At 62.0% G+C, this 23,325-nt stretch carries 16 protein-coding genes, 1 other RNA gene and 1 pseudogene; 6 read left to right on the forward strand and 12 right to left on the reverse strand.

Annotated features, from left to right (window positions below; genetic code table 11):
* Positions 1-20: 20 nt before the first annotated feature.
* Both udk and gyrB read right to left on the reverse strand, forming a co-directional pair.
* Entirely contained in the window at positions 21-644 is a 624-nt protein-coding gene (udk, locus tag DWW03_RS02515; RefSeq protein ID WP_022062318.1) for a uridine kinase, read from the reverse strand.
* 224 nt (positions 645-868) lie between these two features.
* The gene (gyrB, locus tag DWW03_RS02520) at positions 869-2,827 is read right to left on the reverse strand and encodes a DNA topoisomerase (ATP-hydrolyzing) subunit B (protein WP_118406250.1); all 1,959 of its coding nucleotides are present in this window, start codon (positions 2,825-2,827) and stop codon (positions 869-871) included.
* A 178-nt stretch (positions 2,828-3,005) separates the two neighbouring features.
* Here gyrB and DWW03_RS02525 point away from each other — a divergent pair, with 178 nt between their 5' ends.
* Positions 3,006-3,392 carry a hypothetical protein gene (locus tag DWW03_RS02525; protein WP_118406251.1) on the forward strand — a complete coding sequence of 129 codons (387 nt, stop codon included), beginning with the start codon at positions 3,006-3,008 and terminating at the stop codon, positions 3,390-3,392.
* Between the two features lie 315 nt (positions 3,393-3,707).
* Here the strand turns inward: DWW03_RS02525 and DWW03_RS02530 are convergent, their stop codons facing one another.
* Entirely contained in the window at positions 3,708-4,445 is a 738-nt protein-coding gene (locus DWW03_RS02530; protein WP_022061848.1) for a cell division ATP-binding protein FtsE, read from the reverse strand.
* A gap of 340 nt (positions 4,446-4,785) precedes the next feature.
* Between DWW03_RS02530 and ssrA the strand changes: the two genes are divergently transcribed.
* Positions 4,786-5,189: a transfer-messenger RNA gene (gene ssrA / locus DWW03_RS02540) on the forward strand.
* Positions 5,190-5,230: 41 nt separating this feature from the next.
* Here ssrA and DWW03_RS02545 read toward each other — a convergent pair.
* Positions 5,231-7,117: a PQQ-binding-like beta-propeller repeat protein gene (locus tag DWW03_RS02545; protein ID WP_118406252.1), complete on the reverse strand. Its 1,887-nt coding sequence runs from the start codon at positions 7,115-7,117 to the stop codon at positions 5,231-5,233.
* A 241-nt stretch (positions 7,118-7,358) separates the two neighbouring features.
* On the opposite strand from DWW03_RS02545, the pseudogene purT reads away from it, so the two are divergent.
* The 3 genes and pseudogenes from purT to DWW03_RS02560 form a co-directional block, all read left to right on the forward strand.
* A pseudogene (gene purT / locus DWW03_RS02550) lies at positions 7,359-8,537 on the forward strand (formate-dependent phosphoribosylglycinamide formyltransferase); the annotation flags it as partial.
* Positions 8,538-8,618: 81 nt separating this feature from the next.
* Positions 8,619-9,059 (forward strand): peptidylprolyl isomerase, encoded by a 441-nt coding sequence (locus tag DWW03_RS02555; RefSeq protein WP_022061851.1) that lies wholly within the window; start codon positions 8,619-8,621, stop codon positions 9,057-9,059.
* Positions 9,060-9,078: 19 nt separating this feature from the next.
* The gene (locus DWW03_RS02560) at positions 9,079-9,726 is read left to right on the forward strand and encodes an acyltransferase family protein (RefSeq protein WP_371300292.1); all 648 of its coding nucleotides are present in this window, start codon (positions 9,079-9,081) and stop codon (positions 9,724-9,726) included.
* Positions 9,727-9,996: 270 nt separating this feature from the next.
* On the opposite strand, the gene DWW03_RS02565 is transcribed toward DWW03_RS02560, so the two are convergent.
* The 7 genes from DWW03_RS02565 to DWW03_RS02595 form a co-directional block, all read right to left on the reverse strand.
* Complete coding sequence (locus DWW03_RS02565; RefSeq protein WP_015546068.1) at positions 9,997-11,184, reverse strand: pyridoxal phosphate-dependent aminotransferase; 1,188 nt, start codon at positions 11,182-11,184, stop codon at positions 9,997-9,999.
* A 168-nt stretch (positions 11,185-11,352) separates the two neighbouring features.
* Positions 11,353-12,051 carry an LrgB family protein gene (locus DWW03_RS02570; RefSeq protein WP_015546069.1) on the reverse strand — a complete coding sequence of 233 codons (699 nt, stop codon included), beginning with the start codon at positions 12,049-12,051 and terminating at the stop codon, positions 11,353-11,355.
* Positions 12,044-12,415, reverse strand: a complete 372-nt coding sequence (locus DWW03_RS02575) for a CidA/LrgA family protein (protein ID WP_015546070.1) — start codon at positions 12,413-12,415, stop codon at positions 12,044-12,046. Before DWW03_RS02575 ends, DWW03_RS02570 begins: the two co-directional genes overlap by 8 nt.
* 321 nt (positions 12,416-12,736) lie before the next feature.
* Positions 12,737-15,289 (reverse strand): ferrous iron transport protein B, encoded by a 2,553-nt coding sequence (gene feoB / locus DWW03_RS02580; RefSeq protein WP_118406253.1) that lies wholly within the window; start codon positions 15,287-15,289, stop codon positions 12,737-12,739.
* A gap of 75 nt (positions 15,290-15,364) precedes the next feature.
* Entirely contained in the window at positions 15,365-16,747 is a 1,383-nt protein-coding gene (locus DWW03_RS02585; RefSeq protein WP_118406254.1) for an efflux transporter outer membrane subunit, read from the reverse strand.
* On the reverse strand, positions 16,744-19,881 hold the full coding sequence (locus DWW03_RS02590; RefSeq protein ID WP_118406255.1) for an efflux RND transporter permease subunit: 3,138 nt from the start codon (positions 19,879-19,881) through the stop codon (positions 16,744-16,746). The genes DWW03_RS02585 and DWW03_RS02590 overlap by 4 nt, the downstream gene beginning before the upstream one ends.
* A 4-nt stretch (positions 19,882-19,885) precedes the next feature.
* On the reverse strand, positions 19,886-21,058 hold the full coding sequence (locus tag DWW03_RS02595; protein ID WP_118406256.1) for an efflux RND transporter periplasmic adaptor subunit: 1,173 nt from the start codon (positions 21,056-21,058) through the stop codon (positions 19,886-19,888).
* Between the two features lie 163 nt (positions 21,059-21,221).
* Here DWW03_RS02595 and DWW03_RS02600 point away from each other — a divergent pair, with 163 nt between their 5' ends.
* Positions 21,222-21,395: a histone H1-like protein Hc1 gene (locus DWW03_RS02600; protein WP_022061855.1), complete on the forward strand. Its 174-nt coding sequence runs from the start codon at positions 21,222-21,224 to the stop codon at positions 21,393-21,395.
* A gap of 205 nt (positions 21,396-21,600) precedes the next feature.
* Here the strand turns inward: DWW03_RS02600 and DWW03_RS02605 are convergent, their stop codons facing one another.
* Positions 21,601-23,322, reverse strand: coding sequence for a lipid A phosphoethanolamine transferase (locus DWW03_RS02605; protein WP_022061856.1), 1,722 nt, complete (start codon positions 23,320-23,322; stop codon positions 21,601-21,603).
* Positions 23,323-23,325 lie beyond the last annotated feature (3 nt).

The raw sequence follows: 23,325 nt of genomic DNA on the forward strand, positions 1-23,325 counted from the left end.
AAGGCTACTATTTAGATTCCCTATTTGCTGCTCTGGATCAGCGAACGGATGTTCTGGATCAGCATCGCTACGGCCACCGAGTTGAAGCCGCCTTCGGGAATGATCACGTCGGCGTATTTCTTCGACGGCTCGACGAACTCCTCGTGCATCGGCTTCACCGTCGAGGTGTACTGCGTGATGACCGACTGCATCGTGCGCCCGCGCTCGCAGACGTCGCGCAGGATACGCCGCGCCAGCCGGATGTCGGCGTCGGTGTCGACGTAAACCTTGATGTCCATCAGGTCGCGCAGCTCCTTGTTCTCGAAGATCAGGATGCCGTCGACGATGATCACCTTCGAAGGTTTCACGCTCACGCTCTCCGACGTGCGGTCGTGGTCGACGAACGAGTAGACCGGGTGTTCGATGGGCACGTTGTTCTTCAGCGCCTTGATATGCTCCACGAGCATCTCCGTGTCGAAGGCCTGCGGATGGTCGTAGTTGAGTTTCGTACGCTCCTCGTAGGTGAGTTCGGGATGCGCCTTGTAGTAGTAGTCGTGGCAGAGCGTCACCACGTCGTCGCCGACGAACGCTTCCTGCAAACGCTTGACGAGCGTCGATTTTCCCGAGCCGGTTCCCCCGGCGACTCCGATTACCGTTACGTTCATAAGATCAGTAAGTTTTTGATATTATAGACCGTTTCATCGCATCTGACCGTCTTTATTCGCCGCCTCCGGCGTCGTTTGCAAATCCGACCCTCCCCTAAATCCCCTCCTCGGAGGGGACTTTATGGCATCCGTCGTCCGGATTATTCTCAACAATGCGATTTGCGGTGGTTATTAAAAAAAGGATCACCCTCCTGAAGAGGGCAATCCTTTTTCTGACTGTCGTTTTATGCGTCGATATTCGCGTAATGCGCATTTCGCTCGATGAACTCGCGGCGGGGCGGAACCTCGTCGCCCATCAGCATCGAGAAGATGCGGTCGGCTTCGGCGGCGTTCTCGATGTTCACCTGGCGCAGGATGCGCGTGTCGGGGTTCATCGTCGTCTCCCACAGCTGGTGGGCGTTCATCTCGCCGAGACCTTTGTAACGCTGGATGTGCACGCCCTTGCCGAACTCGGCTGAGATCTCGTCGCGCTCCTTCTCGGTCCAGCAGTAACGCTCCTGCTTGCCCTTCTTCACGAGGTAGAGGGGCGGGGTGGCGATATAGACGTGGCCGTTTTCGATCAGTTCCTTCATCTTGCGGAAGAAGAACGTCAGCATCAGCGTGGCGATGTGGCTTCCGTCGACGTCGGCATCGGTCATAATGATGATCTTGTCGTAGCGCAGTTTTTCGAGGTTCAGGGCCTTGGAGTCCTCCTCGGTTCCGATCGTGACGCCGAGGGCCGTGAACATGTTCTTGATCTCCTCGTTCTCCCACATGCGGTGCTCCTGGGCCTTCTCGATGTTCAGGATCTTACCGCGCAGCGGCATGATGGCCTGGAAATTCCGGTCGCGGCCCGATTTGGCCGTACCGCCTGCCGAGTCACCCTCGACGAAGAAGATCTCGGCGATCGAACGGTCGCGGCTCGAACAGTCGGCGAGTTTTCCGGGAAGCCCGGCGCCCGACAGCACGGTTTTGCGCTGCACCAGTTCGCGGGCGTGGCGCGCCGCGTGGCGGGCCGTAGCCGCGAGGATCACCTTCTGCACGATGGCCTTGGCGTCCTTGGGGTTCTCCTCCAGATAGTCGCCCAGCGCCGAGGCCAAGGCCTGGTCGACGGCGGCCGCAACCTCGTCGTTGCCCAGTTTGGTCTTGGTCTGTCCCTCGAACTGCGGCTCCTGCACCTTCACCGATACGACAGCCGTAAGACCCTCGCGGAAGTCGTCGCCGTTGATGTCGAACTTCAGCTTGGCGAGCATGCCCGAATCCTCGGCGTATTTCTTGAGCGTACGGGTCAGCGCACGGCGGAAGCCCGTCAGGTGCGTACCGCCCTCGATGGTGTTGATGTTATTTACATAGGAGTGTACGTTCTCCGAGAACGAATCGTTGTATTGCATGGCCACCTCCACCGGGACGCCGTTCTTCTCGGTGTCGAGGTAGATGATCTGCTCGACGATCGGCGTGCCGCGCGTGGCGTCGAGGTATTTGACGAACTCCTTGAGTCCCTCCTCCGAGTAGAAGTGGTCCTCGCGGGTCTTGCCCTCCTCGTCGGGACGCTTGTCGTAGAGGTTCAGGCTGATGCCCTTGTTCAGGAACGCCAGCTCGCGCAGGCGGTTGGCCAGGATGTCGTATTTGTATTCGGTGGTATGCGTGAAGATCGAGCCGTCGGGCTTGAAGGTGATGATCGTACCGCGGTCCGTACATTCGCCGACCACCTCGACCTGTGAGGTCGGGGCGCCCTTGCTGTATGTCTGGCGGTAAATCTTGCCGTCGCGGCTGTGGATCTCGGCGATCAGCAGCGTCGAAAGCGCGTTGACGCACGAGACGCCGACGCCGTGCAGACCTCCCGAGACCTTGTAGCTGCCCTTGTCGAACTTACCGCCGGCGTGGAGCACCGTCAGCACCACTTCGAGCGCCGATTTGCCCTCCTTCTCGTGGTAGTCGGTCGGAATGCCTCGGCCGTTGTCCTTGACGGTGATGGAGTTGTCCTCGTTGATCGTCACGTCGATGTCGGTGCAGTAGCCCGCCAGCGCCTCGTCGATCGAGTTGTCCACGACCTCGTAAACCAGGTGGTGGAGACCCTTCTCGCCGATGTCGCCGATGTACATGGCGGGACGCTTGCGCACCGCTTCGAGACCTTCAAGGACCTGAATGTTCGACGCGGAGTATTCTTCTTCTTGTTTTTTAACGTTTTCTAATTCGGTACTCATCGTAGTCTTTAAATATCGTACAAATATACGGAAATTTTCCGTATAAAACAAGAAAGATGCGGTATTGGATTTGGTTAAAATGTAATGGATTCACTTTTGTAAAAAAAATGTAAAAAATGCCGTATATATGAAATTTATTCGTATTTTACACTCGGGTAGTTAAAAAAAATGGAAAATTATGAAAAATTATTGGAAAAGTTATGCAATTATTGCGTGCTCTGCGATTTTAATTGCATGTTCAACCAATGAAGGTATCCGAGATGTGGATTCCGGAAATGTACAAAATACAGGGAATATCGAATCAGAGATAAATGCCAATCTGATTTTGGTAAATTACATGCACGTTGTCGATAGCTGCGTCGTATTGAACCTATCTCAAAAAGAGGCTGAAGCACTCGGGGTTTCTGATTATTATTATCAAAAAGCGCAAAAAACCGTGCTGGAGGTTAATAAAGCGATGAAAGAATCCATAAAGGAGCATCCCGATTGGCCCGTTTACTTGAAAGGGCCAAAGGAACTTCGCGAAGAAAATGGATTCAATAGCGGTTTCTCAAACCCGCTCTGAAGAGCCGCTGCCTTCCGGTAGATTGAATGCCCCTGATCAGGCAGAGGTATCCAAGGTTTTTTTCGCTCCTTCCACGGTTAATGCGGTGGAGTTCTTGTGCTTGAATCGGGTCGCTCCTGTTTGCCGGTTCGTTTGTAAGACCAAATCAGGTCAACAGGGCTTTGGATATCTTGGGATAAATAAGAAATTACGTGCTATGCTTGCCGCAAGCAATACGAGAGCATATGTATATTTTCAAACGACCGATCCTTTTGGGGGTACATGTTCTTGGAAAAGTTATTATCAAGGTATAGATTGACTTGTTGTTTCGTGTGTTTACGCCAGTTCGGCCTTGAGGTCCACCTCGCGGATTTTGCCCTTGGAGAAGAGGACGGCGCGGGCGGGGTAGTTCTCGATCAGGGCCGTGTTGTGCGTCGACATCACCACGGCGCAGCCCTGCGAGGCGATCTTCTGGAACAGCTGCATGATGCCGTCGGCCGTCACCGGGTCGAGGTTGCCCGTGGGCTCGTCGGCCAGCAGCACCTGCGGGTCGTTCAGCAGCGCGCGGGCGATCACCAGCCGCTGCTGCTCGCCGCCCGAAAGCTCGAAGGGCATCTTGTAACTCTTCGAGCCGAGTTCCACCAGCCCCAGCACCCGGTCGATGCGCTCGCGGATCTCCTGCTCGCGCTTCCAGCCCGTGGCCTTCATCACGTAGTAAAGATTCATAAAGACGTTGCGGTCGGTGAGCAGCTGGTAGTCCTGGAAGACGATGCCGATGCGGCGGCGCAGGTAGGGGATGTCCTTGCGGCGCAGGCGGCGCAGGTCGAAGCCCGCGACATATCCCTTTCCGGTAAGGAGTTGCATCTCGGCATATAAAGTTTTGAGTAAACTGCTTTTCCCGCTCCCGACACGTCCGATCAGGTATACGAATTCGCCCGGGGCCACCGACAGGTTGACCTCCGAGAGCACCATCTCGCCCCGTTGCAGGAGTTTCTTCTCCGAGCAGCTGCCGAAGGGATTGTCGGCATGGTAGATAGCCACGTCGCGGAGATTTACGACATATTTTTCATTCATAGCGTTTCGCTCTGTTTTCCGAACAAACAAAGATAAGCAAAATATCCGTATGCCCTTCATCCGTCCGGTAAAAAAGCGTTCCGGCAGGCGTCCGGAGGCGGGTGCGGCGCGGATTTTGCGCAACCCCTCGCGGGCGATGGACTGCGGCAGACGCTCCGCCTGCTGCTTCGGAACGGGCCGGCGGCGCGGTTTCGGCTGCCGAGGCTCCGAATCCGGACAATCCGGCTCCGGTGCTTTCGGTCCGACGGGGCTGCTCCCGGCATTTGTCAAATAAATTTGCGAATGCCCGCGTTTTGTACTATCTTTGCACTGTTTCCGATTGACTTTGCGCGGAAAGACCGGGGGTGCCTGGTTTTGACAGCAGGCAGAGTTTGATTGTAAGCACGCCGAGCGCTGTGTGGCGGCTCGTTAATCCCGATGCTCAAACTACAAATGGCAATAACAGCCTTGCACTCGCTGCTTAATTTTCAAGGAAAATTGGCTTAATCGCCGAAGCCCAGGCGCTTTGGCGACGAGTATCCCGAAGGGACGTTCCGCTCTTTAACGGCTCTTCATACGGGGTATCATCCATTTAGAGATAGTGCGCCGGAGGGTTCCGGCCGGTGCGCGAAAATCAAGGAACTGGGCCTCGTGTTCGGTAGCCGCCTGCCAGGCACGGGGAGAAGGATCAAATGGCGGCTAAGCGTGTAGAAAGCTTTCGGGTTCCCTGTTTGGACGCGGGTTCGACTCCCGCCACCTCCACTGAAAACAAAGTAGTTATGAGAAAAATCCTGTAATTCTGCGAATTACGGGATTTTCTTTTTGTGCCCTGCGGGTGCGTGCGGAGGGATGCGGAAGAGCTTCCCTTCGGCGAAAGTCGCCCACAGCGAGCCGTCGGGAGCCTCGGTGATGAAGTTCGCCGCCGAGTTGCAGCACTTGACGCACCACAGCGGCGTGCCGTCCTCGCGCACGGCGGCGACGTTGCCCGAGCGGTCGGCGAGGTAGGCTATGCCGCCGCTCACGGTCACCGGGCAGGCCGTGTAGTCGTAGCCGAAGCTCGCGGGGGTGATCCACAGCCGGCGGAAGGCGTCCGGGGCCGTGTCGATGGCCAGCAGTTCGCCGTCCATGGTTTTGACGTAGAAGCGTTTGCCGTCGGCGCTCATGCCCGATGCTTCGCGGGCCTTGTAGTCGGTGCAGCGCCATACGACGCTTCCCGAGGCGAGGTCGAGGCAGGTGACGGCGCGGTCGGGCGCGTCGATGAACACGCGGCCTCCGGCGATCCGGGGAACGATGTTGCCCGGGGACAGGAAGAGGCTTTTCGAGCCGTTGGTCCACTTCCAGCAGAGTTTTCCCGTCGCGGCGTCGAGGCAGTGGAGATGCCCGTTCCAGGCTCCGAAAACCAGTTTCCCGTCCGCCAGCGCGGGTTGCCCCTGCGACTGGCCGCGTCCGTAGTCGTAACGCCACAGAATCCGCCCGTCGCTCACCGCGATTTTGGCCATCGTGCCGTTGCCCAGCCCGATGTAGAGCGCCGCGCCGCTGCCGCGGCCGTCGACGAGTCCCTGCCCGACGATCGGCGTCGGGGTGTCGATATGCCACCTCTCGCGGCCCGTGCGGGCGTCGTAGGCGCGCAGTCCGTCGGTGGTCGTGCCCGCGATGATCAGCCCTTCGGCCACGAGGGGCGTGGTGTAGAGCGCCCCGCCGAAACGCTGACGCCACACCTCGCGATTGCGGCGCGTGTCGTAGGCCCGCAGCACGCCCTGCGTCGTGCCGTAATACACCAGGTCCTTGTAAAAGGCCGCTCCGGTGTAGATTGTGGCGCTGTCCTGCAACACAAGCTGCGCATGCGCCTTGTAGTCGGGAACCGGGGGCGTCGGGTCGGAGGCGAGGGCCAGCGTTCGCGGGTCGTCCTGCATGCGGATCGTGAAGCGGGTGCGCGGCTCCGCGCCCAGCGTCTTTTCGCGCACACGGACCGAGTCGCCCCAGAAGTCGAGCAGTGTGTAGCCCGCGTCGGAATCGCTCTTGCCGCGCAGGGCGCGTCCCTGAATGCCTGCTATGGAGTCGAAGTTGAACAGCGAGGGTGCGCGGTGGTAGTGGCCGAACAGCGTGAGCGGGATATCCAGCCGCCGGAGCGTCGCCGTCACCTCCGTGCGGTTCGTGAGGTCGTTGTTCAGCGGATAGTGGCAGAGGCTCACGATGCGCTGGCCGGGCCGAGCCTTGGCGGCCTCCGCGGCCAGCCACGCGAGGTCCTCGGTGCGCACCGCTCCCATGGCCATCTTCATAAAAGGTCCCGAAGCGTAGCCCAGAAAGAGGTAGTCCCCGGCCCGGAAGGCGGTGCGCCCGTCGTGGCCGAAGATCCGGGCGAAGGTCGTGCAGGCGCTTTCGGACCACGTGGTCTCGTGGTTGCCCGGCACGGCGTGCCACGGTTTTTCGAGCCGAGAGATCAGCCCGTGGACGTATTCCAGTTCGGCGTCGCTGCCCAGGTTGGTGAGGTCGCCGCCGAAGATCACGATGTCGCACGGCGAGGCGTTGATTTCGTCCACCGCGACGCGGAACAGCGAATCCTGCACGTTGCCGGGCGTCACGTGGATGTCGGTCAGGAAGGCGACGCGGAGCGTGTCGCAGGGAGCCGGGGCCGGGAATGCCGACGACGCCCACAGCGCGCCGAAGCACAGCAGGATTTTGGAGTATTTCATTGGGCTTGCGCAGTTTTGTCGTTACAAGATACGAAATTCGGCGGAAAAAGCTATCTTTGCGTTGCAAAAAACAGGGGGACTATTCCCGATAAGCGGTGCCCGCATTTTGGTTGACAATCCGGTCGCATGCGATAAGTCCCCTCCGAGGAGGGGATTTAGGGGAGGGTCAGATTTGCAAATGTGGCCAAAGGCCGCAGGAGATTGACCATGAGAACGACTAAACGATACTGTAACTAAACTACATGCTGATATGAAAACCATTCTTCTTCTGGGTTCCGGCGAGCTGGGCAAGGAGTTCGCGATTGCGGCGCAGCGGCTGGGACAGACCGTCGTGGCGTGCGACAAGTATGCGGGCGCTCCCGCGATGCAGGTGGCCGACGCCGCGGAGGTCTTCGACATGCTCGACGGTGACGCGCTGGCCGCTGCGGTCGCAAAACACCGCCCCGACATCATCGTTCCCGAGATCGAGGCCATCCGCACCGAACGGCTCTACGAGTTCGAGCGGGCGGGCGTCCAGGTCGTACCGAGCGCCCGGGCCGTGAATTTCACGATGAACCGCAAGGCCATCCGCGACCTCGCGGCGAAGGAACTGGGGCTGAAGACGGCGCGGTATTTCTACGCCGCATCGCTCGGCGAACTGCGCGAGGCCGCCGCGAAAATCGGCTTCCCCTGCGTGGTCAAGCCGCTGATGTCCTCTTCGGGCAAGGGGCAGTCGCTGGTCAAGGGTCCCGACGAGCTGGAACGCGCCTGGCATTACGGCTGCGAAGGGTCGCGCGGCGACATCCGCGAACTGATCATCGAGGAGTTCATCCGCTTCGACAGCGAGATCACGCTGCTGACCGTCACCCAGAAGGACGGCCCGACGCTTTTCTGCCCGCCGATCGGCCATGTGCAGAAGGGCGGCGACTACCGCGAGAGTTTCCAGTCGCCCGTGATCGCACCCGAACACCTTGCCGAGGCGCAGCGCATGGCCGCCGCCGTCACCGAAGCCCTCACCGGGGCCGGACTGTGGGGCGTGGAGTTCTTTTTGAGCCGCGACAACGGGGTCTATTTCTCCGAGCTGTCGCCCCGGCCGCACGACACGGGCATGGTGACGCTGGCCGGGACGCAGAACCTCAATGAGTTCGAACTGCACCTGCGCGCCGTGCTGGGGATTCCCATTCCGGCGGTCACCTTCGAGCGCATGGGCGCCAGCGCGGTGATCCTCTCGGGCGTGGAGACCTCCGCGCCGCGTTACGGGGGCGTGGAAGAGGCCGTCGCCGGAGATCCCCGCACCGACATCCGCATCTTCGGCAAACCCTCGGCGCGCGTGAACCGCCGCATGGGCGTCGTCGTGGGCTACGAACCCCACGGCAGCAGCCTCGAAGCCTTGCGCGAACGGGTTTGCGCCGCCGCCGCAAAAGTGAAAGTCACCGAATAACGACAACTCCGGCTTCCCGGCCGCGAGCGACCCGCGAAAACCGCGGGCCGTTCAGCCGGAACCGGACCATAAAACCGATCCATGAAAAAGTACGCAATTATTTCGACCGAAAAGGGGACGATGAAAGCCGAGCTGTATGCCGACGAGACCCCCGGAACCGTGGCCAACTTCGTCGAACTGGCCGGACACAACTTCTACGACGGGCTGACCTTCCACCGTGTGATTCCCGACTTCGTGATCCAGGGCGGCTGCCCCAGGGGCGACGGCACGGGAGGTCCGGGCTACACGATCAAGTGCGAGACGTCGGCCCCGCGCCAGCGCCACGACCGCGGCGTGCTGTCGATGGCCCATGCCGGGCGCGACACGGGCGGTTCGCAGTTCTTCATCTGCCACAACCGCGAGAATACGCAGCATCTCGACGGCCGCCACACCTGCTTCGGGCAGGTGGTCGAAGGGCTGGACGTGATCGACGACATCCGCCCGGGCGACAAGATTCTTTCGATCCGCATCGTCGAGGAGTAACGAATTCCGTCCGATCCCCATGTCTGCGACCGCAACCGGTTACCTGGCCTCGAAGCCGCGCTACGAAATCCTCGACGGACTGCGCGGCGTGGCGGCGATGATCGTGGTGGCCTTCCACCTGCTGGAAACCTACTCCAAAGGCCCTGCCTACCAGGTGCTCAACCACGGCTATCTGGCCGTCGACTTCTTCTTCGTGCTCTCGGGCTTCGTGATCGGCTACGCCTACGACGACCGCTGGAACTGCATGTCGCTCAAGGGCTTCTTCAAGCGCCGCCTGGTGCGTCTGCATCCGATGGTCATCATGGGGTCTCTCATCGGCGCGCTGTTCTTCTACTTCGGGTCCGCGGCCTTCCCGATGATCGCCGGCGTACAGTGGTGGGAGGTGCTGCTGATCTGCCTGCTGGGCTGTACGATGCTGCCCGCGCTGCCGTCGTGGGACATCCGCGGCTGGGGCGAGACCAGCCCGCTGAACGGCCCCGCATGGTCGCTGCTCTACGAATACATCGCCAATATCCTCTATGCCCTCGTCATCCGGCGCTTCCCGAAATTCGTGCTGGGGCTGTTCGTGGCCGGGGCCGCGGTGCTGACGCTGGACCTCACGCTGAATCTCGACCTGTTCGGCCGGCCGGGAATCCCGACGCTCCGCTCGGCACGGGCATTTTCGTGAATGTCGCGATTTTCCTGCTTGCCGTCGGTCTGGCCTGGGCCTGCCTGAAACTCTACGACCTGCCCGTCCGCGAGTGGCTCAAGCGGCATTGGCTGATGAAGTAGGTTGCGGTTCGTTCCGCCATACGGGAAGGTCCCCTCGTTCTGGAGGGGACCTTTCTGTTTTGCGGCGAATGGCTTCCGCCCAACGCGCAGAGATGCCGGGAGAGGCGTGAACGAGAAACAGCCGCCCCCGAAGGGCGGCTGTTTCTGTAAGGCCGTGATTTCGCCTCTACTTGCCGAAAGCGGCTTTGATCTTCTCGGTGGCCTTCTTCAGCAGCGCCTCGGGGCAGCAGAGCGTGATGCGGATGTAGCCGTTGCCCTCCGAACCGAAGATGCCGCCGGGGGTCAGGAACACGTCGGTCTTCTCCATCACTTCGTCCGAGAATGCGAAGCTGTCGCCCTCGTAGCCCTCGGGCAGCTCGGCCCACACGAACAGGCCCGCCTGTCCCTTGCGGTAGCGGCATCCCAGCGCGTCGAGCAGTTCGTAAGCCTGCTTCTCGCGGCCGTAGTAGATGTCGTTCAGCTCCTTGAACCACTCCTCGCCCAGCGCCAGCGCCGTGTCGGCAGCGGCCTGAATGGGGTAGAACATACCCGAGTCCATGTTCGACTTGAACGTGAGGATCGAGTCGATCCACTCCTTCTTGCCCACGACGACGCCCACGCGCCAGCCGGCCATCGAGTGGCCTTTCGACAGCGAGTTCATCTCCAGCGCCACGTCCTTCGCGCCCTCGGCCTCCATGATCGAGATCGGGTGTTCGGCGTTGCGGATGAAACTGTACGGGTTGTCGTGCACGATCAGGATGTTGTGCCTGGCTCCGAAGTCGATGATCTTCTGGAACAGCTCCATCGAGGGGGTTTGTCCCGTCGGCATGTTGGGGTAGTTGACGAGCATCATCTTCACACCGTCCAGCCCGGCCTTTTCGATGGCGTCGAAGTCGGGGTAGAAGTTGGTCTGCTTGTTCAGCGCATAGGGGAGCATTTCGCCGCCTGCCAGACGCACGGCCGCCGAGTAGGTGGGGTAGCCGGGATTCGGGACGAGAACTTTGTCGCCCTTATTGAGGAACGTCATGCAGATGTGCATGATACCCTCCTTCGAGCCGATCAGCGGCAGCACCTCCGACTTGAAGTCCAGCTCGGTGCGGTACCATTTCTTGTACCAGTCGGCAAAAGCCTTGCGCAGGATGGGTTCACCCTGATAAGACATGTACTTATGTACGTCGGGACGCTGCGCCTCTTTCGCCAGGCGGTCGATCACGGACTGATGGGGCGGCAGGTCGGGGCTGCCCATGGCCAGTTTTACGATCTGGCGGCCGGTGGCCGCTTCGATCTCGGCGATCTCGCGCAGACGGCGCGAAAAATAGTACTCTCCGATGCCGTCCAACCGGTGCGAACGGGCGATGTTGACTGCTTTTGCCATAGCTTGAATATGTTTGGGATTATGCTTTCCGGGCAAAGATAGGGAAATAATAATAAAATTAAAAATTAAGAATTAAAAATTGAGCATTAATTCCCCGGTCTGCGCTGCAAGGCGAACCGGACGTCTCCGCGCCTCGTTTCTTCGCCGCATGCGCACAGGGCCTTGCGTCTAATACAGATATTTCTCCATCAGCGGCATGAGCAGCGCCGTCGCCAGCCCCATCAGGGCCATGGCCAGACCGCTCAAAGCCCCTTCGGCGGCTCCTATTTCGATGGCGCGGGCCGTGCCGATGCCGTGGGCTGCGGCTCCGAGGGCGAATCCCCGGGCCTCGGGGTCGCGGACCCCGCAGCGGCGCAGAATCCATTCGCCGAAGATGCTGCCGAAAATCCCCACGCAGAAGACCACGACCGACGTCACCGAGACGTTGCCGCCCAGCGGTCCGGCGACCGACACGGCGATGGGCACCGTGACCGACTTGGGGGCTATGGAGTTGAGAATCTGCCGCTCGGCGCCGAACGCCATGGCGATATAGACGACGCTCAACACCCCGACGACGCATCCCGCGAGCGTGGCCATGCCCACGGGAAGCAGGCTTCCGCGCAGGCGTTCCAACTGTTCGTAGAGCAGATACCCGAGCGCCACGACCGACATGCCGAGGGCGAAATTGAGGATGCCCGTGGCGTCGCGGTAACGCTCGTAGCCGATTCCGGCGCAGCGCAGGAAGACGATCACGGCGACGAACGTCAGCAGCACGGGATGCAGCAGCGGCAGCCGCGTACGGCGGTAGATCATCCCTCCGAGGCAGTAAAGCCCCACGGTGAGGGTCAGCAGAAAGAGGTCCGAGGAGAGAAATGAGGCATCAGGCATCGTGGCGGAGTTGTTTGATGTGCCGCAGGCGGGCGCGGCGGTTCAGGCTCTGGAAGGTCTGGCCGGCGACGATCAGCACGAGGATCGTCGAGACGATTCCCGAGACGAGGATGGCCCAGAGGTTTTCGAGGATCACCCGGTAGGAGTCCATCAGCCCCACCCCGTAGGGCACGAAAAAGAGCGCCATGGCCCCCAACAGGAACCGCGCCGCGGGGCGCACCGTCTCGGCCCGCACCCAGCGCAGGCACAACGCAGCAAAGAGCAGGATCATGCCGATGATGTTGCCCGACACGTAACCTCCGGTGATAAGGCTCAACGCATTGCCTATGAGCCAGAAAAGAAGAATCTGAAAAAGTCCTGTCATCGTCGTTCGACTTTGGCGGCGGGCCTTGAACGTTCGGGACCGGACTTTTCAGCCGGTCCCGGAACCCTGCCGCCGTTTGCGGCGACAAATATAGTGCATGCCGGGTGCAATGCCAAATTTATTTGGAGAATCTCCCCGGCGCAGCCCGTGTCCGGCAAATCAATTCCTGCCGGTGCGCTTCTTGAGCGGGCATTGCGCCGACGCGCACGACGCGCATCCTCCCCGCCGCCGTCCGCGCGCGAAACACCACAGCCGCCTCGCGACAATGGCCGCAACCGCCAGCCCGATGGCTGCGACGATGTAATCCTGCCAGTCCATCGTTCAGAATATCAGTGCGATCCGATATACGATCCACGCCACGAACCAGGCCAGCGTCGTGTTGTAAACCACCGACGCCGCAGCCCATTTCCACCCGGCTTCGGCGCCGATGGCGGCCACCGTGGCGATGCAGGGCATGTAGAGCAGGATGAAGATGAGGAACGCCAGCGCCGAGGCCGTCGTGAAGTCGCCGCTCGCGAGCAGCCGCTGCGAGAGCGAGTCCGCCTCCTCCTCTTCCGCGGTCCGGAATGCCTCTGCCGGCGTCGGATCGTCCGTTTTCACGATGATTTCCGTCGCGCCGTCCGCACCGCCGATCACGGCCTCCTCCTCTGCGGGAGCGGTCGCGGCGCCTTCGGAGTAGAGCACGCCGAGCGTCGACACCACGATCTCTTTGGCCGGGAGGCCCGACAGCAGGGACACGCCGGCTTTCCAATTGAATCCCAGGGGGCTGAACACCGGCTCGCAGCCCTTGCCGAGCCGTCCGAGGTAGGAATTTTCGTAGTGCGCCTCGGTTCCGGCGGCGGCGTCCGTGCGGGGGTAGTAGCTCAAAAACCACACGATGACCGAAGCGATCAGGATCATGCCGCCCATCTTCTTGAGGTACTGCGCACACTTGTCCCACATGTGGCTGAGCGTGGTTTTCCACGTCGGGAGGCGGTAGGGCGGCAGCTCCATCACGAACGGCGTCTCGTCCACCGGGAAGAGGAACCGCCGCATCAGCCGCGCCGTAACGACAGCCAGCACGATCCCCAGCGCGTAGAGGCCCAGCATCACCGTCCCGGCGTCGGCGGCGAAGAACGTGCCCGCCAGCAGGAGGTAGATCGGTATTCGCGCGCTGCATGACATGAACGGCGTAATGAGTATGGTTATCAGGCGGCTGCTGCGGCTTTCGATGGTCCGGCAGGCCATGATCGCGGGCACGTTGCAGCCGAAGCCCATGATCAGCGGGATGAACGATTTCCCGTGCACTCCGATGCGGTGCATCACGCGGTCCATGATGAACGCCGCGCGGGCCAGGTAGCCCGAATCCTCCATGAACGAGATGAAGAGGTAAAGGATCATAATGTTGGGCAGGAAGACGATCACAGCCCCCACGCCGCCGATGACGCCGTCGACCAGCAGGTCGCGGAGCGGCCCCGCGGGCAGCAGCGCGTCCGCCGCGCCGCCGATCCATCCCACCAGCGCGTCGATCCACTCCTGCGGATAGGCTCCGAGGCTGAACGTGCACCAGAACATGAGCCACATCAGCGCGAAGAAGATCGGGAATCCCCACAGCTTGTGCGTCACGAAGGTGTCGATCATGGCCGTCGTCGTCACCTCCTCGCGCCGTCCGGGGGTGAAGGTCTCCTTCAGCGCACCCTGGATGAATCCGTATTTCTGGTTGGCGAAGGCCGTTTCGACATCCTCGCCCAGCTCCCCGGCGATGCGCCGGGCCTCGCGGTCGCGGATTTCGGCCCACACCCCGTAACGCTCGCAGCCGCGGAGGCTCTCTTCGGCCTGCCGGTCGCCCTCGAGCATCTTCATCGCGTAGTAGCGGGGCGGGAAGTTTTTCGGGAGTTCGTCGCGGAAGGCGCTCATGTCGCCGTTGAGTTTGCGCAGCCCCTCGTCGATCACGGGGCCCATGTTGATATGGATGTGGCGCACGCGCTCGTCGCGGTTCTCGAAAACGTCGATCACCGTGTCCAGCAGAGCCTCTATGCCGCGGTTGTTGCGCGCCTCTACGGGAACCATCGGCACGCCCAGCATGCGGCCCAGACTGTCGTAATCGAGTTTCGCGCCGCTGTCCTGCAACTCGTCGAACATGTTGAGCGCCACGACCATGCGCGGGTTTATATCAATCAGTTCGGTAGTTAAGTATAGGTTTCGCTCTAAATTCGAGGCGACTACCGAGTTTATCACCACGTCGGGGGTCTTCGTGGCGAGGTGGTGACGCACGTAACGCTCCTCGGGCGTGTAGGCCGAGAGGGCGTAGGTTCCGGGCAGGTCGGTGACCTCGAAACGGTAGCCGCGGTAGGTGCGGTGGCCGATCTTGGCCCCGACGGTCACGCCGCTGTAATTGCCCACATGCTCGTGGCCGCCCGATATGGCGTTGAAAAGCGAGGTCTTGCCGCTGTTGGGGTTGCCCACCAGCGCGACGGCGATGGTGCGGGAGTGGCGCGCCACGACCTCGTCGATGCTCGCGCAGCACGCCTCGTCGGATTCCGTCGCGCCGAACTCCTCCGTCCGGATTTCCGCGGGCGCAGTCTCCGCCGCGGGGCATCCGCACTCCCCGGAGTGTGCGTGGTGCTGATGGCGGTGGCGCTCGCGCCGCGCGAGGTACTCCCCGGCTTCGTCGTCGGTGAGCACGACGACCATATCGGCCTCGCTGCGCCGCAGCGAGATGTCGTAGCCCATGATTTTATACTCGATCGGGTCCTTCAGGGGGGCGTTCAGAATCACTTCGACCCGCTGTCCGCGGACAAAACCCATCTCCATGATGCGGCGGCGAAAGCCTCCGTGGCCCATCACTTTGACAATCGTCGCCGATTCGCCGGTCTTCAGTTCGGATAAGCGCATTTTTTCTACTGCATTTTTGCGCCCAAAGATACGATTTTGCGGCGACTTGCGCAATCCCCATAAGTAGGTATATCCTTAATTCTGCATTGCGGCGGTCCATCCTCCGCCCAGCGCCTTGCAGAGCGTGACGTAGTTGATATACTGCTGCACGACGAGGTTGACGTGCGACATCTGCGACTGGTAGAGACTGCGCTCGGCGTCGATCACGTCGAGGTAGTCGGACAGTCCGCTGCGGTAGAGCGCGCGGGTCATCGTGGCGATGCGGTCGTTGGAGAGCACCAGTTCGCCCGTGCGCTCGGTCTGGCTGCGGTAGGTGGCGATGGCCACCAGCGCCTTTTCCACATCGGCGAACGCCGTCAGCACGGTCTGCTCGTAGGTCTTGGCCGACTGGGTGTAGGCCGCCATCGCGGCGCGCTCGGCGTTGCGCAGTTTCCCGAATCCGAAAATCGGCTCGGCGACGGAACCCAGCGCATCCCATGCCCAGGGGTTCGCCGCAGTTAAACCTTTGATTGAACTGGATGCAACTCCTCCTTTGGCAGTCAGCGAGATGGACGGGAATCGCGCGCTCCGAGCCTGCCCGGCCTGCGCCGCCGCCTGCAACATGTTGAAATGCGCCTGGCGGATGTCGGGGCGGCGTTTGAGCAGCTCCGAGGGCAGTCCCACGGGAATGTCCGCGGGGCGGTAGTCGGTCAGCAGTCGCAGCCCCGCTCCGGAAAGCCACGCCCGGGAGGGCGTCTCGCCTAACAGAATTCCCATCGAAAGCCACGTCTGCTCCACGGCGCGGCAGTACTGCGGAATGTCCGCCTCGGCGGTGTAGACCAGGCTCCGGGCCTGCTCCAGCGCCACGCCGTCGGACATGCCGTAGCGGAACATCGAGTCGATCAGCGCGGCCGATTCGCGCCGCAGCCGGAGGGTCTGGCGGGCGATCGAGAGGTCGCGTTCATACTCCAGCAGCGTGAAGTAGGTCGTGGCGACCTCGGCGGCCAGCGAGAGCCTGACGCCCGCCAAAGCCCACTCCGAGGCCGCGATTTCGGCCTTTGCGGCCCGTTTGGCGTTGCGCAGCGCCCCGAACAGCGACAGTTCCCACGAGAGGGTCGGTTCGACGGCATACGACTGCACGATCTTCGTCTCGGGCGTATATTCGCCCTCGGCGGTGGCTTCCGCGCCGATCTGCGGCAGGTATTGCGCCCTTACGGTCTTGAGGTTGGCCCGGGCCTGCTGGACGCGCGCGGCCGCTACGGCCACGTCGCGGTTGTTCGCCAACGCTTGTTCGACCAGCGCGTCAAGCGTCGTGTCGCCGAAGAGTTCCCACCAGCGTTCGCCCACGCCCGTCGTGTCGGACGAGAAGCCCGCGCCGTAGACGTAACTTTCGGGCGTCGCGACCTGCGGCGGGTAGAATTTCGGGGTGCAGGCGGCCAGCGTCAGCACGGCGGCGGCTATCGTAAGTTGCGTTTTCATGCGTTCTCCTCCTGTTTTTTAAGTTCGCGGCGCTGTTCGAAGCGGCCGATCTTCCCGACGAAATAGTAGAGCGCGGGGTAGACGAAAATGCCCAGCAGCGTGGCGAAGAGCATGCCGCCCACGAGGGCCACGCCCATGATGTTGCGGGCCGTGGCGTAGACGCCGCTGGCGAAGACGAGGGGCATGACGCCCAGGATGAAGGCGAAGGCGGTCATAATGATCGGTCTCACGCGCAGTTTCGCGGCTCCGATGGCGGCGTCCATCAGCGAGGCGCCCTGCTCGCGGAACAGCCGGTCGGCGTATTCGACGACCAGAATGGCGTTCTTGGCCGCCAGCCCGATCAGCATGACGAGCGAGATCTGCATGTAGATGTCGTTGACGTACAGGCTGTTCATCAGGTGCGTGCCGCCGACGAACAGCACCGCGCCCAGCACCGCCACCGGCACGCTCATCAGGATCGCCAGCGGCAGCCCCCACGATTCGTAGAGGGCCGCCAGCGCGAGGAACACGAACACGAGGGCCAGCGCGTAGACCAGCCCGCCGGTCTTCGAGGCGTTGGCCTCCTGATAGGAGGTTCCGCTCCACGCCGTGCCGATGTCGTCGGGCAGCGTTTCGGCGGCCGTGGCGGTGATCTCCCGCATGACGGTCGTCGTCGAGGCCCGCGCCGCGGGGGTGACGGTGAGCGAGACGGAACGGTAGAGGTTGAACTGCGAGACGTACTCCACGCCCACGGTGTCCGCCACGTCGATCAGCGATGCCACGGGAACGCTCTCGCCCGAGGCCGAGGTGACGTAGTAGCTGTCCAGCGACCGCCGGTCGAGGCGGTAGTCGGGCGCGGCCTGGATGTAGGTCTGGTAGAGTTTGCCGAAGCGTGTGAAATTGTTGATGTACGCGCCGCCCAGCAGGGTGGTCAGCTCGCCGTAGAGCGTCCCGAGGTCCACGCCGGCGGCCAGCGCCTGCTGCTTGTCGATACGCAGCCGCCGCTGGGGAACCCCGGCGTCGAACTGCGTGGTGACCGAGGCGATCGCGGGATTTTTGCGCAGCGAATCCATCAGCCGCCCGGCGTTTTCCATCAGGTAGGCCGTGCCGCGCCCTTCGAGGTCCTGCACCTCGACCGAGACGCCCGAGGTGACGCCCAGTCCGGGAATCGAAGGCGGGATGAAGGCGTAGCATTCGGCCCCCGGAACCGCGACGTAAAGCTCTCCGGTGAGCCGCTGGGCGATCTGCATGGCCGAGAGCCTGCGGTCGGAGTAGTCGACGAGTTTGACGAAGATGATGCCGCTCGAAGTCGAGGCGATGCCGGCCATCATGTTGAATCCCGCGGCGAACGACGTCGAGGCGACCTCGGGAAGCGTGCGGATCACGGCGTCGGCATCGGCCATCGCCTGTCGGGTCACTTGCAGCGACGAGGCTTCGGGCGTCGAGACCATCACCATCACGTAGCCCTGATCCTCCTCGGGGAGGAATCCCGCGGGCAGTTTGCGCCACACGACGAAGATCACCCCGAGGACCACGGCCACGAACACGCCCGTGCGGGCGACGTGGCGCATCAGCGTCGGCGTGAAGGCCGTGTAACGGTCCATCTGCCGTGCGAACCAGCGGTTGAAGGCGGCGAAAAATCCCTTTTGCGACGGCTCCCGGCGTCGCAGCAGCAGGGCGCAGAGCGCCGGGGAGAGCGTCAGGGCGTTGAAGGCTGAGATGACCACCGAAACGGCGATCGTCACCGAAAACTGCTGGAACAGCCGCCCCGTGATGCCGCCGGTGAACGACACGGGGATGAATACGGCCAGCAGCACGACCGTCGTGGCGACGATCGGCGAGGCCACGTTGCGCATGGCCTCCAGCGCCGCCTCGCGGGGTTTCATGCCCCGTTCGATATTGACCTGCGCGGCCTCGACGACGACGATGGCGTCGTCGACCACAAGGCCGATGGCCAGCACCAGTCCCAGCAGCGAGATGATGTTGATGGAAAATCCCAGCAGCGGGAACAGCGCGAAGGCGCCGACGAGCGACACGGGGATCGCCACCAGGGGGATGACCGTCGCGCGCCAGTCCTGGAGGAAGAGGAAGATGATGAAGATGACGAGTATGAGGGCGATGACGAGCGTGCGGAAGATGTCCTTCACGCCGGCGTCGATGCTCGTGGTGCTGTCGACGATCGTGGCGGCCTCTACGCCGTCCGGAAACCGCTGCGAGAGGCGTTCCATCGCGGCCTTGACCTTGCCGCCCACGGCCACGGCGTTGCTGCCCGGCTGCTGGTAAATGACGATCATGGCCGTCGGGTCGCTCTCGTAGGACGAGCTTACGCCGTAGGTCTGGCTGCCGAGCGACACCTCGGCGATGTCGCCCAGGCGGATCTGTTCGCCCGAGGAGGTGGTCCGCACGACGATGTCGGCGAACTCCGCGGCGGTGGAGATCTGCGGCGGCATGGTCACCGTATAGGTGTAGGCCACGCCGTCGGGAGCCGGCTCGGCGCCGAACTGCCCGGCAGGGTAGATGCCGCCCTGCTTCTCGATGGCGGCCGTCACCTCGCCGACGGTGATGCCGTAGTATTTCAGCACGTCGGGCCGCAGCCACACCCGCATGGCGTATTCGCCCGCGCCCATGATCGAGACCTTGCCCACGCCGTCGATCTTCAGCAGCTCGTTCTGGAGATTGATGTAGGCGTAATTCGAGAGGAACTCCCCGTCGTAGCGGCCGTCGCTGTGCAGCGAGTAGACCATCAGGAATCCCGTCATGGTCTTGCGTGTCGTGACCCCCTGCCGGGTGACCGTCGCGGGGAGTTCGGCCGTGGCCGACGAGACGTTGTTCTGGGTGAAGATGGCGTCGAGGTCGGGATCGGAGCCGATGTCGAAGGTGACCTGCAGGACCATCGAACCGTCGTTGGCCGAGGTGGCCTGCATGTAGAGCATGTCGCTGACGCCCATCACGGCCTGGGCCACGGGCGTCGCCACGGCGTTGTTGACCGTCTCGGCGTCGGCGCCGTCGTAGGTGGCCGACACCTCCACGACCGGAGGCGTGATGTCGGGGTACTGTTCGATGGGCAGCCCCATGATCGAGATCAGGCCGACGAGCACGATGACGATGGCCAGCGAAATGGCGAAAATCGGGCGCGAAACAAAGAATTTTTCCATAGGACTACCGTTTTTCGAGACGCTTGCCCGCCTGCTCCGCAGCGGCGGCCTGTCCAGTCCTCCGCGCAGTCGGGTTTTCGAGAATCACCTTTGCGCCGTCGTGCAGTTTCTGCTGCCCGGCGACCACGACCCGTTCGCCCCGGTCGAGTCCCTCGTCGATGCACCACATCGCGCCGTAGGTGTCGCCCGGGGTGACGCGGCGGTAGTGCACCGTGCTGTCGGCCTCCACGACCCACACCGACGCGATGTCCTGCGTCTGGCTCACGGCCTGCTGGGGCACGACGACGCGCGGCCGCACGGGGCCCACGCTGGCCTCCACGCGGGCGAACTGTCCGGGTTTCAGCGTCTCGTCGGGATTGGGGAACATCACCACCACGACGAGCGTCCCGGTGGTCGACGAGACATCCTTGCGCGTGTAGTCGTAGATTCCTCCGAGCGGGTATCGCGAGCCGTCGGCCAGCACGAGACGGATGTCCGACAGCAGCCCTTCGTTGTCGTAGATCGAAGTCCGGTCGCCCGCATAGCGCAGGTACTGCGACATCGGAATCGCCACGTCGACCGTCAGCGTGTCGATGTTCGACACGGTCGTCAGCACGCTGAACTGCGTGCCGGGACCCACGTAGTCGCCCACGTGCGCCGCCGTGTGCTCGATGATGCCGTCGATGGGCGAGCGCAGCTCGGTGTATCCCACGTTCATGCGGGCGTTGCGCAGCGACTGCTCCGCCGAGCGCACCGAGGCCTCGGCGGCCTTCCATTGGGCCGTGTACTGGTCCAGCTGCGACTGGCTGATGGCGTCGATGCGCGCCAGCGGCACGGCGCGGTCGTAGTTGTTGCGGGCCTCGAGGGCCTGCGCACGGGCCGATTCGAGTTCGGCTTCGGCCGCCAGCATCGAGGTCGACAGCTGGTCGGGGTCGATGGTGAACAGCAGCTGGCCGCGCCGTACGGGCATGCCGTTGCCGTATTGCTTCGACGAGAGGTAGCCGTTCACGCGCGGCTGGATCACGGCGTCGAAGTTGCTCGCGAGGTAACCGATGAAACTCATGCGGTTGGGTACGCTGTCGACGGCGGCTTCGGCCACCCCGACCCGCAGGGGAGGCGCCGCCTGTTTCGGCGTATGTTGCGCGCAGCCCGTGAGGAGCGCGGCGAAAAGACATGCGGCGGGAAAAAGTCTGTCCATAAGGGTATGTTTTACACCGCAGGAAAGGCAAAAAACGTACCGTCAGCCCCTTGAAATAGGGTTTTTCCTGCAAAAAAAACTGTTTTTCCCGTTCCGAATGATGTTGTTTAGAATATTTTTATATCTTTGCGTTGATAACAAACCCAATTTAATAAATAAAACTATGAAAGAATTAGTAGAAAAGATCAACGCAGAGTTTGAGGTGTTTGCAGCCAACGCAGCTGCCCAGGTAGAGAAGAACAACAAGGCTGCCGGCACGCGCGCCCGCAAATCGGCTCTCGAAATTTCGAAGCTGATGAAGGAGTTCCGCAAGGTTTCCGTAGAAGCTGCGAAATAATTGAGTTCCGCACAACGATAAAGGCTGTCCTTCGGGGCAGCCTTTATCGTTTCCGGTTTTATAGGGCGTCTTCGCACTTGCTCTCACGCGGTACGAATGGGTGTTTTTATACTGCCCATCCGTGCCGCGTTTCGTTCAGGCGCGAATAGGCGTCTCTGAAATCGAAAACGGGGGATGTGCGGAAATAGCCGCCTGAAATCGGAACCTAAAGTTCGATTCCGTATCTCCGGAACACCTCCATGTCCTCGTGCCGCAGGCCCGTCTTGCGGAAGGGCACGGCTTCGTTGTGGTCGTTCAGGTAGCGGCGCGGAGCCGTGCGGTCGAAATCGGGGCTTACGAGCGAGACCTTCGTCGTGAGGAACCGTCCGCGGATCGAAGCCATGTCGGCCATCGTGTGAAACAGCGCGTGGGTCGTCGCGGGAGCCGTCTCGTTGGCCTCGGCGGCGGCGACCTTTTCGGGGAAATGGGTCCGGTAATCCTCCGAGAACCAGGCCAGCGACGCCACGTAGAGCTGATAGGCCGTCGTCGTGGGCGAGGCGTGCAGGAAGCGTTCGCGGTCGTCGTCGATCAGGTCTTCGCCGTGGTCCGCGCAGTAGAGCAGGGCCGATGAAGTGCCTTTCAGCGACCGCAGGTAATCAATGGTCTGCGCGAGGAAATAATCCGTGTAACGGATCGAGTTGTCGTAGGCGTTGACGAGCATCGGACGGTGCTGCCGGGCGATCGCCACGTCGTTGTCGGGCTGGAAATGGGCGAACTCGCGCGGATAGCGCTGGTGGTAGCTGAAGTGCGAACCGTAGCAGTGGAGCACGAAAAGGAGTTTCTGCGACGTGCTTCTTTCGAGCGCCTTGCGCATCTCGTCGAGCAGCTGCGTGTCGTGGCGCGGCGAGCGGATGTAGATCACGTGTCTGGCGTCGTGGGCCAGGTGGTCGATCATCGCGCCCTGCGGCGACTGGTTAGAGATGAACCACGTGTCGAATCCCGCCTCGTTGAAGAGCGCCGGAAGGCCCTTGCGGCGGTACAGCTCCTCGTGTTCGCCGGTGGCTACGGACGAGAGGATCAGCGGCACGCTCTTGTGGGTGGTGTTGCTCTGGGTCAGCACGTCGCGGAAAACCACCAGATCGCCGACTTCGGAGAGCAGGGGATTGGTCTCCCGCCCGTAGCCGTAGAGCTGCCAGTTCATCGCGCGCGACGCCTCCCCGATGATATATACGTAGACCTCGCGTCCCGGAGCTTCGGCCGTGCGTTCGGCCTCGTAGGTGAAGCCCTCGGAGGTTTTGTGGAAGTTGTACGACTTGCGGAACTCCGAGCCGCTCAACCCGAGGTTGTACATGATGTTGAGCGGGAAAATCTCGTCGCGCAGCACGTGCCGCTCCTCGCTGACGTGGTAGGCGGGCCACAGGGCCAGCAGGCCCACGGCGAAGAGCGCCGCCCCGGTCAGACCGATGTTCATGCGCGCCGTGCGCGTGATGTAGCGTTTGTGTCCGATCTCGCGGGCCGCGAGCCACAGCAGCGGCAGGTAGATGACGCAGACCAGAACCACCGACGGATAGATGTTGCCCAGCAGTTCGCCCGCCTCGCCCGGATTGGTCGTCAGCAGGTTCGTGAACATGTCCGTGGCGATGATCGAGTTGCCGAACAGGTACAGCAGCACGATCTGGAAGGCGCAGAAGAAGATGAACGGGAAGGCCAGCCAGATCATCACGCCCGAACGCCGCAGCGCCACGCTCCACATCATGTAGAATCCCAGCGGCATGAGGATCAGCGCCTCGACGGTCCACACCGAGTAAGGCTCCGTATTGGCCAGCACGCAGTTGGGGATGATCAGCGCCACGAAGAAATAGACGGTCAGCAGCGTCGTGAAGCGGCTGCGGGTCTTGACCGTCCTCCGGCGGTTCGTCTTATTCGCGTTATTCAGATCGGCATTCATACA

The organism is Alistipes sp. AF14-19 (assembly GCF_003461645.1).
Classification (GTDB): Bacteria; Bacteroidota; Bacteroidia; order Bacteroidales; family Rikenellaceae; genus Alistipes; species Alistipes shahii.

What these genes read in the sequence shown, in the direction of transcription:
- DWW03_RS02600 (WP_022061855.1), top strand. Translation starts at nt 21,222, where the DNA reads ATGAAAGAATTAGTAGAAAAGATCAACGCAGAGTTTGAGGTGTTTGCA.
- DWW03_RS02590 (WP_118406255.1), bottom strand. Translation starts at nt 19,881, where the DNA reads ATGGAAAAATTCTTTGTTTCGCGCCCGATTTTCGCCATTTCGCTGGCC.
- DWW03_RS02570 (WP_015546069.1), bottom strand. Translation starts at nt 12,051, where the DNA reads ATGCCTGATGCCTCATTTCTCTCCTCGGACCTCTTTCTGCTGACCCTC.
- DWW03_RS02560 (WP_371300292.1), top strand. Translation starts at nt 9,079, where the DNA reads ATGTCTGCGACCGCAACCGGTTACCTGGCCTCGAAGCCGCGCTACGAA.
- DWW03_RS02595 (WP_118406256.1), bottom strand. Translation starts at nt 21,058, where the DNA reads ATGGACAGACTTTTTCCCGCCGCATGTCTTTTCGCCGCGCTCCTCACG.
- udk (WP_022062318.1), bottom strand. Translation starts at nt 644, where the DNA reads ATGAACGTAACGGTAATCGGAGTCGCCGGGGGAACCGGCTCGGGAAAA.
- DWW03_RS02585 (WP_118406254.1), bottom strand. Translation starts at nt 16,747, where the DNA reads ATGAAAACGCAACTTACGATAGCCGCCGCCGTGCTGACGCTGGCCGCC.
- feoB (WP_118406253.1), bottom strand. Translation starts at nt 15,289, where the DNA reads ATGCGCTTATCCGAACTGAAGACCGGCGAATCGGCGACGATTGTCAAA.
- DWW03_RS02575 (WP_015546070.1), bottom strand. Translation starts at nt 12,415, where the DNA reads ATGACAGGACTTTTTCAGATTCTTCTTTTCTGGCTCATAGGCAATGCG.
- gyrB (WP_118406250.1), bottom strand. Translation starts at nt 2,827, where the DNA reads ATGAGTACCGAATTAGAAAACGTTAAAAAACAAGAAGAAGAATACTCC.
- DWW03_RS02605 (WP_022061856.1), bottom strand. Translation starts at nt 23,322, where the DNA reads ATGAATGCCGATCTGAATAACGCGAATAAGACGAACCGCCGGAGGACG.
- DWW03_RS02525 (WP_118406251.1), top strand. Translation starts at nt 3,006, where the DNA reads ATGAAAAATTATTGGAAAAGTTATGCAATTATTGCGTGCTCTGCGATT.
- DWW03_RS02555 (WP_022061851.1), top strand. Translation starts at nt 8,619, where the DNA reads ATGAAAAAGTACGCAATTATTTCGACCGAAAAGGGGACGATGAAAGCC.
- DWW03_RS02545 (WP_118406252.1), bottom strand. Translation starts at nt 7,117, where the DNA reads ATGAAATACTCCAAAATCCTGCTGTGCTTCGGCGCGCTGTGGGCGTCG.
- DWW03_RS02530 (WP_022061848.1), bottom strand. Translation starts at nt 4,445, where the DNA reads ATGAATGAAAAATATGTCGTAAATCTCCGCGACGTGGCTATCTACCAT.
- DWW03_RS02565 (WP_015546068.1), bottom strand. Translation starts at nt 11,184, where the DNA reads ATGGCAAAAGCAGTCAACATCGCCCGTTCGCACCGGTTGGACGGCATC.